15 protein-coding genes are annotated in these 12,854 nt (G+C 43.1%); 12 read left to right on the top strand and 3 right to left on the bottom strand.

The window, feature by feature from the left end; all coding sequences use genetic code 11:
• Positions 1 to 20: 20 nt before the first annotated feature.
• The 9 genes from JMF81_RS05855 (at position 21) to sigK (ending at position 7,167) form a co-directional block, all read left to right on the top strand.
• The gene (locus tag JMF81_RS05855) at positions 21 to 275 is read left to right on the top strand and encodes an IreB family regulatory phosphoprotein (RefSeq protein ID WP_201310517.1); all 255 of its coding nucleotides are present in this window, start codon (positions 21 to 23) and stop codon (positions 273 to 275) included.
• A gap of 9 nt (positions 276 to 284) precedes the next feature.
• Positions 285 to 710, top strand: a complete 426-nt coding sequence (gene ruvX, locus JMF81_RS05850) for a Holliday junction resolvase RuvX (protein WP_201310516.1) — start codon at positions 285 to 287, stop codon at positions 708 to 710.
• Positions 711 to 716: 6 nt separating this feature from the next.
• A complete protein-coding gene (locus tag JMF81_RS05845; protein WP_201310515.1) occupies positions 717 to 983 on the top strand; it encodes a DUF1292 domain-containing protein in 267 nt (88 codons plus the stop codon).
• Between the two features lie 42 nt (positions 984 to 1,025).
• A complete protein-coding gene (locus tag JMF81_RS05840) occupies positions 1,026 to 2,810 on the top strand; it encodes a ribonuclease J (RefSeq protein WP_330597321.1) in 1,785 nt (594 codons plus the stop codon).
• A gap of 28 nt (positions 2,811 to 2,838) precedes the next feature.
• A complete protein-coding gene (locus JMF81_RS05835; protein ID WP_201310513.1) occupies positions 2,839 to 3,234 on the top strand; it encodes a hypothetical protein in 396 nt (131 codons plus the stop codon).
• Entirely contained in the window at positions 3,234 to 3,899 is a 666-nt protein-coding gene (locus JMF81_RS05830) for an O-methyltransferase (protein WP_201310512.1), read from the top strand. Before JMF81_RS05835 ends, JMF81_RS05830 begins: the two co-directional genes overlap by 1 nt.
• Complete coding sequence (locus JMF81_RS05825) at positions 3,886 to 5,109, top strand: peptidase U32 family protein (RefSeq protein ID WP_201310511.1); 1,224 nt, start codon at positions 3,886 to 3,888, stop codon at positions 5,107 to 5,109. Before JMF81_RS05830 ends, JMF81_RS05825 begins: the two co-directional genes overlap by 14 nt.
• 144 nt (positions 5,110 to 5,253) lie before the next feature.
• The gene (locus tag JMF81_RS05820) at positions 5,254 to 6,435 is read left to right on the top strand and encodes an iron-containing alcohol dehydrogenase (protein ID WP_201310510.1); all 1,182 of its coding nucleotides are present in this window, start codon (positions 5,254 to 5,256) and stop codon (positions 6,433 to 6,435) included.
• 108 nt (positions 6,436 to 6,543) lie between these two features.
• On the top strand, positions 6,544 to 7,167 hold the full coding sequence (gene sigK / locus JMF81_RS05815) for an RNA polymerase sporulation sigma factor SigK (protein ID WP_201310509.1): 624 nt from the start codon (positions 6,544 to 6,546) through the stop codon (positions 7,165 to 7,167).
• Positions 7,168 to 7,268: 101 nt separating this feature from the next.
• Here sigK and JMF81_RS05810 read toward each other — a convergent pair whose 3' ends face one another.
• Positions 7,269 to 8,567 carry a cytidylate kinase family protein gene (locus JMF81_RS05810; RefSeq protein ID WP_201310508.1) on the bottom strand — a complete coding sequence of 433 codons (1,299 nt, stop codon included), beginning with the start codon at positions 8,565 to 8,567 and terminating at the stop codon, positions 7,269 to 7,271.
• A gap of 8 nt (positions 8,568 to 8,575) precedes the next feature.
• Positions 8,576 to 9,001 carry a MarR family winged helix-turn-helix transcriptional regulator gene (locus tag JMF81_RS05805; RefSeq protein WP_201310507.1) on the bottom strand — a complete coding sequence of 142 codons (426 nt, stop codon included), beginning with the start codon at positions 8,999 to 9,001 and terminating at the stop codon, positions 8,576 to 8,578.
• Between the two features lie 230 nt (positions 9,002 to 9,231).
• On the opposite strand from JMF81_RS05805, the gene JMF81_RS05800 reads away from it, so the two are divergent.
• The 3 genes from JMF81_RS05800 to JMF81_RS16510 all read left to right on the top strand — a co-directional run bounded on the left by JMF81_RS05800 (position 9,232) and on the right by JMF81_RS16510 (position 10,674).
• Positions 9,232 to 10,155 (top strand): alpha/beta hydrolase, encoded by a 924-nt coding sequence (locus JMF81_RS05800; protein WP_201310506.1) that lies wholly within the window; start codon positions 9,232 to 9,234, stop codon positions 10,153 to 10,155.
• 230 nt (positions 10,156 to 10,385) lie between these two features.
• Entirely contained in the window at positions 10,386 to 10,559 is a 174-nt protein-coding gene (locus tag JMF81_RS05795; protein WP_201310505.1) for a hypothetical protein, read from the top strand.
• Positions 10,552 to 10,674 carry a hypothetical protein gene (locus tag JMF81_RS16510; RefSeq protein WP_279323884.1) on the top strand — a complete coding sequence of 41 codons (123 nt, stop codon included), beginning with the start codon at positions 10,552 to 10,554 and terminating at the stop codon, positions 10,672 to 10,674. Before JMF81_RS05795 ends, JMF81_RS16510 begins: the two co-directional genes overlap by 8 nt.
• 77 nt (positions 10,675 to 10,751) lie before the next feature.
• Here the strand turns inward: JMF81_RS16510 and JMF81_RS05790 are convergent, their stop codons facing one another.
• Positions 10,752 to 12,749: an oxidoreductase gene (locus JMF81_RS05790; protein ID WP_201310504.1), complete on the bottom strand. Its 1,998-nt coding sequence runs from the start codon at positions 12,747 to 12,749 to the stop codon at positions 10,752 to 10,754.
• Between the last annotated feature and the right edge of the window lie 105 nt (positions 12,750 to 12,854).

Below are 12,854 nucleotides of genomic sequence, written 5' to 3'. Positions count from 1 at the left end.
CATGAAAGGGACGTGATAATATGGATAACAATCGTACACAACATTTTTCGGTTGTAAAAGAAGAGCTTGATGTGCACATGATTTTGGCACGTGTGTATGAAGCGCTGCAGGAAAAAGGTTACAATCCTGTAAATCAGATGGTAGGATATATTATGTCAGGAGATCCTACGTATATAACCAGTCATAAGAATGCCAGGAGCATTATCAACAAGGTAGAGCGTGATGAGATCATTGAGGCTCTGCTGGAGAATTACATTGATACAAAGCTCAGATAAGGCCGGACTATGAGAATATTAGGATTGGATTACGGAACGAAGACAGTGGGGGTTGCGGTAAGTGATGAGCTTGGACTGACGGCACAGCCGCTGGAGACGATTACCCGGAAAGATGCCAACAAGCTTCGCAGGACTTATGCAAGGATTGAGGAGCTTGTGCGTGAGTATCAGGCCGAGGCCATTGTGCTTGGGTTTCCGAAGAATATGAACAATACAGTCGGTGAACGCGGAGATGCCGCAATGGATTTCCGCGATGCTTTAGTGCGGCGTATCGGAATTCCTGTCATTATGTGGGATGAGAGGCTTACAACCGTTGCGTCAGAGAAAGTATTGATGGAGAGCGGCGTAAGGCGTGAAAACCGAAAGAAAGTGATCGATCAGATTGCTGCGTCTTTTATTTTACAGGGATATCTGGATTCCCGCAGGGAAGGATAAGGACGAATGGGAAAGAACGATAACAAGATACTTCTTTTAGATGATGAGGGTCAGGAGATTGAATTATATGTCCTGGAACAGACAACACTGGCCGGGAAGAATTATCTGCTGACGGCGGATTCCCTGGAAGACGATGGAGTCGTCATGATCATGAAAGAAGTTGAATTAGAAGATGATATGGTGTCCTATGAATTTGTAGAGGACGAAGAAGAACTGAAGATAATTTCAGGAATTTTTAATGAATTAACAGATGAATTTGAAGTGAGATTATAAAACAATCGATTGTCATCCCGGAGGAAAGATGGAGGAAAAACTTTGAGAGACAATCAACAGCAACAAAGACAACAAGTAAGACAAAAGAAAGACAACAGCACAAAGGAAAGAAGAACGTATAACAGAACCGGCAGTCATAATCAGAGAGGACGCCGTAATGGCGCTGTGCGCAGAAAGCCAAGTTCTGTCAAGATCATACCTCTTGGAGGACTTGGACAGATCGGAATGAATATTACGGCGTTTGAGTGCAACAACCAGATCCTGGTGGTCGACTGTGGTCTCGCGTTTCCGGATGAAGATATGCTTGGAATCGATCTGGTCATTCCGGATGTCACATATCTGAAGGAAAACGCGAAGAAGATCCGCGGTCTTGTAATTACCCATGGTCATGAAGACCATATCGGAGCAATCCCGTATATTGAGAAAGAACTTAATATGCCGATTTACGCGACAAAACTTACGATGGCGCTGATCGACAATAAGTTAAAAGAACATGGGATTTCAGAACAGGTGCAGAAGAATGTCGTCTCCCATGGGGATAAGGTAAAGCTGGGTATTTTTGAGGTTGAATTTATTAAGACCAATCACAGCATCGCGGATGCTGCGGCTCTGGCAATCACGACACCGGCGGGTGTTATCATACACACGGGTGATTTTAAGATTGACCATACACCGCTGTTTGGAGAGGCAATCGACCTTGCCAAGTTTGCGGAACTTGGCAGCAAAGGGGTTCTTGCACTGATGGCGGACAGTACGAACGTGGAACGGCAGGGTTATACCTTATCAGAGAAGAACGTAGGAAAACGTCTGGACGGCATATTTGCCGAGCACCTGAAGGGGCGTATGATTATCGCGACGTTTGCATCCAATGTTGACCGTGTGCAGCATATTATTAATTCTGCGCATAAATACGGCAGGAAGGTTGCGGTAGAAGGAAGAAGCATGGTAAATATCATTACCACGGCTTCTGAACTGGGATATTTAAAGATCCCGAAAAATACTTTAATTGAAACGGATCAAATTAAAAATTATCCGGATGATCAGATTGTTTTAATCACGACAGGAAGCCAGGGAGAGCAGATGGCAGCATTATCCCGTATGGCGAATTCAACTCACAGAAAAGTATCTATCGTGCCATCTGACACGATCATATTCAGTTCAAGTCCGATTCCTGGAAATGAAAAGAATATATCAAAGATTATGAATGAACTGGCAATCAAGGGAGCCAAAGTAGTATTTCAGGATACTCATGTTTCAGGGCATGCGTGCCGGGAAGAGATCAGGCTGATCTATGCTCTGACCAAGCCTAAATATGCGATTCCGGTTCATGGAGAATATCGTCATCTGATGCGCCATAAAGAGCTTGCCATTGAGATGGGAATTCCGAAAGAAAATACGTTTGTACTTGCGGAAGGTGATGTGCTGGAACTGAATAAGAGACAGGGAAAGGTAACAGGAAAAGTACAGGCCGGAGGAATCCTGGTAGATGGACTGGGCGTTGGAGATGTAGGAAATATTGTTCTTAATGACCGTAAGATGCTGTCACAAAACGGTCTGATTATTGCGACGGTAACGCTGCAGCGGCACGGCAGACAGATTCTTGCCGGGCCGGATATTGTATCCAGAGGTTTTGTTTATGTAAGAGAATCAGAATCTTTGATGGAAGGAGCCAGGGAAGTTGCGCTGGCGGCAGTAGAAGAGTGCATGGAGCGCAATATTTCGGACTGGGCCAGAATTAAGAACAGTATTAAGGAAGCTCTGAGCAATTACATCTGGAAAAATACGAAGAGAAATCCAATGATTCTTCCGATCATAACGGAAGTATAATTCCAGAATAAGCGGGGAGATATGAAATATGCTTAAAAAAGGAAAAAAATTTATCATGTCAGAATCTGTCCGTCTCTTTTTTAAGACGATGGTAAGAGTCTTGATCATATGCGCAATTTTCGGCATATTTTGTATCGCGTATTTTGTGGCAGAAGACACCTTTTCCAATCCGGCCTATGACAGAAACGGCGATCGGGCGATCGAAGTTGTCATAAAGGATTCGGATACGGAAACGGATGTGGCAGATCAGCTGAAAGATAAAAAACTGATCAACGGAACCTGGAGGTTTCGAATTCGAAAATATTTTTCAAGATACAAAGATGAATCATTTGTTCCCGGGACATACTATTTTTATCAGTCCCAGGGAATGGATGATATCATATCCATACTATGTGGAGAACATGAGACAGAGGAGATTCAATAATGATTGTTGATGAACACATTACCGATTATCTCCATTCCCTGATCAAAGAAGACAGTCATCAGGAACTCTGTCATATAGAGGAAGAGGCCAGGAATCAGCATGTGCCGATTGTAAAACCGGAAACCAAAGAACTGCTGAAGATCCTGGTCCTTTTAAAGCGTCCGAAAAAGATTCTGGAAATCGGGACGGCAGTAGGATTTTCTTCCCTCTATATGAATATGTATCAGCCGGATGGAGGTACAGTCGTCACGATCGAGCGGAATGAGAAACGGATCCAGAAAGCGAAAGAGAATATCGGAAAAATGGGCCGGGAAGATCAGATTACTCTGCTGGAAGGTGACGCGGCAGATCTATTGAAAAAAATCGATGATTCATTTGATTTTATTTTTGTAGATGCGGCAAAAGGGCAGTATATTGCTTTTCTTGATGAAGTGATGCGGCTTCTGGCGCCGGAAGGTCTGCTGGTATCGGACAATGTCCTTCAGGATGGAGATATCGTAAAGTCAAGATACGCTATAGAAAGGCGGGACCGCACCATTCATAAACGGATGCGGGATTATTTATATACCATTAAAAATCACAGTATGCTGGAAACGGCGATACTGACTGTAGGAGACGGCGTTGCCGTCAGTCAGAAAATAGGAGAAGATCATGAGAAAGAGTGAATTATTAATTCCGGCAAGCAGCCTGGAAGTTTTAAAAACTGCGGTTCTCTACGGAGCGGACGCGGTATATATCGGTGGTGAAATGTATGGACTTCGGGCAAAAGCAAAGAATTTTTCCATGGAAGATGTAAAAGCAGGAGTGGAATTTGCCCATCAGCATGGGGTTAAGGTCTATATTACGGCCAATATTGTGGCTCACAATGAAGACCTGGAAGGAATCCGGGAATATTTCAGAGAATTAAAGGAAATCGGACCAGATGCCCTGATCATATCAGATCCGGGAGTGTTTATGATTGCCGGAGAAGAATGTCCGGACATTGACCGTCATATCAGTACACAGGCTAACAGTACAAACTATGCGACTTACAATTTCTGGTATCAGCAGGGAGCTTCCAGGGTCGTTGCAGCCAGAGAATTATCGCTGGCAGAAATCAAAGAAATCCGGGCACAGATTCCGGAAGATATGGAAATTGAGGCATTTGTTCATGGAGCCATGTGCATTTCTCATTCCGGGCGCTGTCTGCTGAGCAATTATTTTACCGGAAGAAATGCCAACAGCGGTGAATGTACGCATCCATGCAGATGGAAATACGCGGTGATGGAAGAAACAAGACCGGGAGAATATATGCCGGTTTATGAAAATGAAAGAGGAACTTATATTTTTAATTCCAAAGATTTGTGTATGATAGAATATATTGATCAGATTCTGGACGCAGGTATTGACAGCCTGAAGATTGAAGGAAGAATGAAGACCGCTCTTTACGTGGCAGCGGTTGCCAGAACATACCGGAAAGCCATCAATGACTGTGAAGAATCCGCAGAAAAGTATAAAGCAAATATGGAGTATTACCGGGAAGAAATCGCAAAATGCACATATCGTCAGTTTACCACAGGATTTTATTTTGGAAAAACCGATGAGAATTCTCAGATTTATGATAATAATACGTACATTAAAAATTATACGTATATTGGAATTGTCCAGGGACATAACGATAAAGGGTATGCTCTTCTGGAACAGAAAAATAAGTTTTCTGTGGGAGAGACGATTGAGGTTATGATTCCAGACGGAACAAATCTGGAAGTGACAGTGAAAGCAATTGAAGATGAGGACGGAAACCCGATGGAATCAGCTCCGCATCCAAAGCAGATGATCTATGTCGATTTCGGACAGAAGATCGAGGAAGGATATCTCTTAAGGAGAAAAGAATAGGGGCTGTCATCATGCTCCAGAAGCATAAGAAAATAGAGAAACCAGGTATTAGACAATGAAATCCGGCTGGCGGTATAATAATAACCAGGAAGAGAGTATAAAATCTTCTCTTAAAAAATACAAACAGAACGGGAGGAATTTTCCATGAGTTATAATTTTTATCAGCCAACCAGAGTATTATTCGGACCGGGACGTCTCAATGAACTGGGAGAAAATATAAAAAATTTAAATCTCGGTAAAAAGGCTGCCATCGTAATATCCAATGGGAAATCAACAAAGGAGAGCGGATCTCTGGACAGAACAGAAAAGCAGCTGAAAGATGCCGGAATCGATACGGTTATATTTGATAAAGTAGAATCTAATCCGCTGGCATCCACAATCATGGAAGCCGCTGCCTTTATGAAAGAAAATCACTGTGAGTTTATCGTAGCTCTTGGCGGAGGAAGCGTCATGGACGCAGCAAAGATCATTGCCATTATGGCAACCAATCCGGGAGATGTATGGGATTACGCCTTCGGAGGCCATGGAGGATGCAAACCTTACCTTGAAACTCCGCTTCCGGTAGTGGCAGTCACAACAACAGCCGGAACCGGATCCGAAGTCGACGCCTGGGGCGTTGTGAATAACGAAAAATATGATGAAAAAATCGGTCTGGGCGGAGCCGATGCGAGCCATCCGGTACTGGCAGTGGTAGATCCGGAACTGATGGCGACTGTACCGCCAAAGTTTACAGCTTTTCAGGGATTTGACGCTTTGTTCCACAGCACAGAATGTTATATTACCAGTCCGGCCAATTTAATGAGTGATATGTTTGCGATTACAGCAATCGAAAATATCGGCAGATATCTTGCCCGGGCGGTTCAGGATGGAAGTGATATGGAGGCAAGAGAGCATGTGGCATTTGCCAACACATTATCCGGCCATGTTATGGAGCTGAGTGCCTGCAGCAGCGAGCATTCCATGGAACATGCCATGTCAGCCATGCATCCGGAACTTCCGCACGGAGCAGGTCTGATCATGATCAGCCTGGAATATTATAAATATTTTGTGGAACATCACGCCTGTGATGAACGATTTATCCGAATGGCAAAGGCCCTTGGCAGAGAAGATGCGTCAGAACCGATGGATTTCGTCCGTGCGCTGGCAGATCTTCAGAAAGCCTGCGGAGTTGATGACCTTAAGATGTCAGATTACGGATTCAAACCAGAAGAATTTCCGGAGATGGCAAAAAAAGCAAAAGATACCATGGGTGGCTTATATGCGGCAGACCGCATTGAATTAAACGAGGAAGATACAGTTTCTATTTACCGGAAATCTTATCGTTAAAATACCTGCCATATGGTAAAAGGATTTCAATGGAATCAATAGGGGAAAAGCACTTTTTTAAGTCTGAAATCATAATATGATAAAAAGGCTTAGAAGGGTGCTTTTCTTTTGCAGGCATTTCTGGAACCATTATCACCGGAAGAGGAACGTCACTATCTCAAACTAAGCCATCAAGGAGATATGGAAGCAAGGAATCTGCTGGTGGAACATAATCTTCGTCTGGTTGCCCATATCGTCAAAAAATACCATAATTTTGACCGGGAAAAAGACGATCTGATTTCAGTTGGAACCATTGGGCTGATCAAGGCGATCAATACGTATAAGATGGAAAAAGGGCACAGACTGGTTACTTACGCATCACGGTGCATAGAAAATGAGCTGCTGATGATGCTGCGGCAGGAAAGAAAAACATCAAAAGATACATCGCTTTATGAGCCGATAGGAATTGATAAAGAAGGAAATGAAATCCATCTTCTGGATGTACTGGGAGCGGATGAGATCGATCTGGTAAAAAAGATTGACCAGGACGAAAAAATCAAACAGATCTATGATCTTCTTGAGAAAATGGAATCAACAAAAGAAAAGAAAACTTTGGTCATGCGGTATGGATTATATGGAACGGAACCCATGACACAGAAAGAAGTAGCGGCAAGATTAAATATATCAAGATCTTATGTCAGCCGGATTGAAAAGAAAGCGGTACATCTTTTAAGAAAGCAGATGGATCTGTAGAACAAAAAAATAACAGAAGATATTATATTCAATTTTACGGCCAGGATGCTTTTTCGCTCCTGGACCGTAACATACTATTTCATAAATTTCCTGCCTCTGGATTAGTCATTCTCATTGGAAAAAGCCATTTCCTGATACTGCCAGAATCCGTGAGTGATAGAATTCAATACATAATCTGTACCTAAAGAAGTATCCAGCGTCAAGTGATAATTGCCTGCGATTCCCCATAAACGATGGGTATAATAATGATAATAATCAGCCCGTTTTCGATTCATCTGACGTATTTTTGCAGCTGCCTTATCTTTTGAAAGATGCTCTGTATCTGCAATGCGCTGAATCCGATAATCAGAAGGAGCCTGCAGAAAGACTCTGAAACACGGGAAATCATCTTTCAGGATATAGTCAGCACAGCGTCCCATAATGACGCAGTTTCCGCCTCTGGCAAGAGCGCGGATAATTTGGGATTCTCCTTCAAAGATGGCATCTTTTGGAGAAGGAGTATTTGGGGCGTAGGAATACATCTGAGCAGCCAGATTATAAAGAAGGCGGTTTGACATGGCTTCATCGTTTTTTTGCACAAAATCAGGAGAAAATCCGGTGGATCCGGCAGTCATCTGGATGATTTCATTATCGAAAAACTTATAGCCGAGCCGTTCAGCCAGTTTTTTCCCAATCTCGCGGCCGCCGCTTCCGTACTGACGGTCGATGGTAATGACAGACGGTATGCCGGAAACAGGGGCTGTCTCGGAAGAGTCAGCTTCCTGCGCTGGGAATAATTTTGGCTCCAGGAAGGAGAGAATTCTGCCAAAAGACCGGGCGATAAAACCAACCAGCAAGGCGGCAATGATGGTGCCTTCCCGTACGCCATTCAGCTGATGAAAGAAAATGACAGATAAAACAGCTGCAATGATTGTCATAGACGCGTCAAAACAGACTTTGGTGATACCGAATTCTGTATGCCACACGGTAACAATGGCACGGACGAAAGATTCTCCCGGAAGCATGGCTACGTCTGCCAGAACTTCTGTGTAGACACCGAATCCGAGAATCAGGCCTCCGATCAGAAGGTACACGATCTTCATCAAATATAATTCAGGATTTACAAAATTTAAAAGAACCATGGAAATATCAATAAAGTATCCGAACAAAATAGAAATCGGAATCTGGAGCAGATGTTCCAGGTGAAAATTTCTGCGAAGGATCAGAAGCTGCAGCAAAATCAGAAACAGACTGAAGAAGATTGTAAATTCTCCCAGTGAAAACGGAAACTGCAGACTCAGTACATATGGAATAGAGGAAATCGGAGATGTACCGAGAGCAGCTTTGGTAATCATGGCAACTCCAAAAGAATTAATATAAAGTCCAATAAAAAATACAAGATAACGTTTTAGTTTTTCCATATAATAAGTTACTCCTTTTCAAGCATAGTTTCATATATTTTTTCTAATATTTTCATCAAATGATCCCGGTCAGAATCCGGGATATTCTCAAAAATATTTTGTTCCAGACGGTCAAATGTTCTGGAAATAATGGAAGACATCTCCCATCCTTTTTCTGTGAGAAAAACATACAGGGAACGGCGGTTGCCGTGGAGCATTCGGCGTTCGATCAATTTCTGCTTCTCCATGCGGTTCAGCAGTGAAGTAAGAGATGCAGGCTCGATATGACATCCAAAAGCAAGATCCTTCTGACTGACGCCGTCATGATCTTTCAGATAATCAATGATTTTGGGCTGTCCCATGGACAGACCGGTATCTTTCAGAGCGTTGAATAATTCTTTTTGAAACATCATGTGAACGGACATGATGAGATAATGGTAAGAATGATGATCCATAAGGTCCTCCTGAATAAAAATAGGATTCTAATAATTAGGATTCTAATTATTGGCATAGACTATTTTATAAGGACAGGAAGAAAATGTCAAGTATGACCGCAGGTTAATATATGGAAGATAAAGGAAACTTGCGCTGTTTTATTGGAATGTAGTAAAATAAATCATGAAAATATCAGAATATGAAGAAATAAGCAGATATTTTGTGCAGAAAGGAATGTCAGGTGAAACGTATGACGACACAGAAATTCGAAGATTTCCCGGAATCCGAAAAATCATCCGAAGGGATGAAAGTACTTCAGGGAGACCAAAACAATATAGAGCCAAAAGTACAGGATATTCAGCCGGTATATGCTGTAAAAGACGGGAAGGAACTGCATATCAGGTTTATTTTCCCGGTGCACCAGGGACATGAGGAGGAAAAATATCCTCTGCTGGTGTTTATCCAGGGTTCTGCGTGGAAAGAACAGTCCATGAACAATCATGTGATGGATCTCTATGAGATTGTAAAATCAGGGGTTGCCGCAGCTATTGTACAGTACAGACCAAGTACGCTGGCGCCGTTTCCGGCTCAGGTGCAGGATGCCAAAAGCGCCGTGCGTTATCTGGTACAGCACGCACCGGCATATCCGATTGATATCAATAACATTTTTCTGGCGGGAGATTCCTCCGGCGGACATACGGCTCTCTGCAGCCTGGCCACATGGGAAGATGGACGGCTGGATGATGAAGGAACACCGCTTCCGGCACTAAGAGGCTGTATTGATTTTTACGGCCCGACGCATCTGGAACAGATGAATTATGAACCGTCTCTGGTGGAGCACAGAGGAGAACATTCACCGGAAGGCTTGGAAATCGGAGGATATGATGTAGTGGACAAACCGGAACTGGCGTACCGCTGTTCTCCGGTTGCTTATTTTAAGGAGCGTCAGAACATACCGCCGCTGCTGATCCTGCACGGTTCTAAAGATACGCAGGTGCCGTTTGGCCAGAGTGTGATTTTATATGAACGGTTAAAAGAATTAAAGATTGACCCGGTGGAATTCTATCAGGTAAAAGGGGCGGACCACGGAGGGAGCCTGTTCTGGTGCCAGGCAGTGAAAGATGTGGTAATTGATTTCATAAACCGCTGTGTATCTGACCCATACCGTAATTAGCTGTGCATTTCATGAAGGATAAGGGAAGGGGGGGACTTCCACTATCCGATCGATACGCCGAAACAAAGTCTGTAAAGAAAACAATCTATACAGAATGTATTTTGTCTCAGGCAGACGTGATAAAATGTTGGAAAGGAACTATTAAATCGGGAGAGAAAATACACTTATTTGAACCGGTAAATTGTACAGGATTTACAAACCCTGTGCTGTGTCAGGAAGGATACACGCCGATGGCAAGAGGAGAAGAATATATATTATTTTTACGTAAAGTGAAAAATTCACATTTTAGTGAAGATCAGTATGTATATATTCCGGTTAGTATGACTTATGGAAAATATCGAGCAGACACCAGTATGCCTGAATTATACAGGGAAACGCAGATAGGTTTGGACTTATATGGATAATGGAGAAAGTTTGTCTCTTCAAGATGCAGAAAAAGAAGAGGTATTGCTGTTTGAAAAGGATAAATATCAGCCTTATTTGGATATGAAGAAAGCAGTAATGAAAAAATATTTATAGTTGGGAAGAGCCATGAAACCCGCAGATTTCATGGCTCTTTTCCATGAGTTATACTATATATAGAGGATAGAGAATTTCTACAGATAATCCATATCTGCAAGAGTACTTAAAATGTTATGTCCTTCCTGAACGCCGTCGATGATTCTTCTTGCGCGTACACTGTCACCGATATTAAGAATTTCCACGTCAGTGTCTGCGAAAGCCTCTCTGACTTCATCAAGGATCGGCGCATTGGCGCGCATTCCAAGACATACGAATCCATAGTCGAATGGCAGTTCTTTTTCTTCTTCTCCGGCTTTTACAACGAAGGAATCTGCTTTAACTTCACAGAGAGCAGTATTCGGCATCTGATTTACATTGTATTTCTTCATCAAAGCGTTAGTGCCGCACTTGGAAACAGGGTCCAGATCTTTACCGATCTGAGGCATCATTTCCACAATGCTGACATCAGCGCCTTTTGGAGCGAAATATTCAACGACATCAAGACCTACAGCGCCGCCTCCGATTACAACGACTTTTTTGCCGGAGCAGTCTTCCGGATATTCAGCCAGGCTGTTGATCATGCCGGCGATAGAAGCGACTTTGGAGCCTTCCTTATCGATATGGTCATGCAGTCCCTTGATCGGCGGAAGCAGCGGATTAGATCCGGTAGCGTTCACAATAATATTCGGGTGAAGCGCCTTGATCAGCGGCAGAGTTGCTTCCTGTCCTTTAAAGATAAACAGGTTGGTAAGCTTGGAAGCGCGGTTTACCAGGTATGCCGGAAAGTCTCCCAGACGTTTTTTATCCGGAATCTTGGAGATTTCTACGGATAATCCGCCCAGTACATCTTTTTTCTCAAATAAGAAAGTTGTACATCCGACTTCGGCAGCTGTACAGGCAGCTTCCAGTCCTGCGGTTCCTCCGCCAATTACAACAACATTGCAAGGCTTATTTACTTTGTGCTTTTTATAATCATATCCTGAGTTAACAGTCGGATTGATAGTACAGCGGATCGGACGGTTTACGCCGATACGGTTTCCGGCACATCCGATGTTGCAGGAAATACATTTTCTGATTTCATCTTCTCTGCCAGTGGCAACTTTTTTCACCCAGTGAGGGTCTGCGATCAGTCCGCGGCCCATTCCGATGATGTCAGCGTCACCTCTGCCGAGGATATCATCTGCGACTCTCGGGTCACGGATATTTCCCATAGTAATACATGGTTTTCCATATTTTTCTCTTACGGCTTTTGCCATATAAGATCTCCATCCGTCTTTCAGATAATTTGCATCGATCTGATACTGGATAGAACTGTTTAATCCTGCGGATACATCAAAAGCATCCACTTCTTTTTCAAAATAGGAAATGAGCTCCAATGTATCTTCCAGTGTATTTCCGCCTTCTACGAACTCATCAGCGCTGAGACGCACGAAGATTGGGAACATCGGTCCCACCTGTCTGCGGACTTCTTCAATGACCAGTTTTGCGAAACGGGCCCTGTTTTCCGGACATCCGCCGAATTCGTCTGTTCTCTTATTGGTCGTAGGAGACATAAACTGGCTGATCAGGTAGGAATGTCCCGCATGGATTTCCACACAGTCAAATCCGGCAGCCTGAGCGCGGGCAGCAGCTTCTCCATATTTTTTTACGATTGCATAAATCTCATCTTTTTCCAGAGGGCGAGGGATTTCTCCGCCTTCTTTGGAAGGAATGTCGGAGGCAGATACCGGCTGCATATTTGTTCTTTTAGACTGAGCAGAAGCTCCGGCATGATTTAACTGCAGACCAATACATGCTCCATGAGAGTGAATCGTTTCACAAAGTTTAAAAAAGCGAGGCATGAAGTTATCATGGTCAATTCGAATCTGGGTAGTACCGTTTGATCCAAGAGGAGAATCTACACTTGCATTCTCTACCATGATCAGTCCTACGCCGCCTTTTGCTCTTTCTTCATAATAGTTAATATGCAAAAAGCTCATTTCGCCTGTCTGTTCTCCATAGTTTGTTCCCATTGGAGTCATCATGATGCGGTTTTTCATTGTCATGTTTTTAATTGTCAGTGGTGAAAAAATATTCTTATAATTAGATTTCATAGAATTGGAACCTCCAAAAAAATAAACGAATTTTGTTTTCTTTATGAGGCTGTATATAAAAACTTTTTGGGTGTGTTTCGATGAAATCATTATAACATCTGGTCA

It is taken from the genome of Anaerostipes butyraticus, assembly GCF_016586355.1.
GTDB classification, from domain to species: Bacteria; Bacillota; Clostridia; order Lachnospirales; family Lachnospiraceae; genus Anaerostipes; species Anaerostipes butyraticus.
Note: the sequence above shows the minus strand (reverse complement) of the source record. Positions and strands in the feature narration are given on the sequence as shown.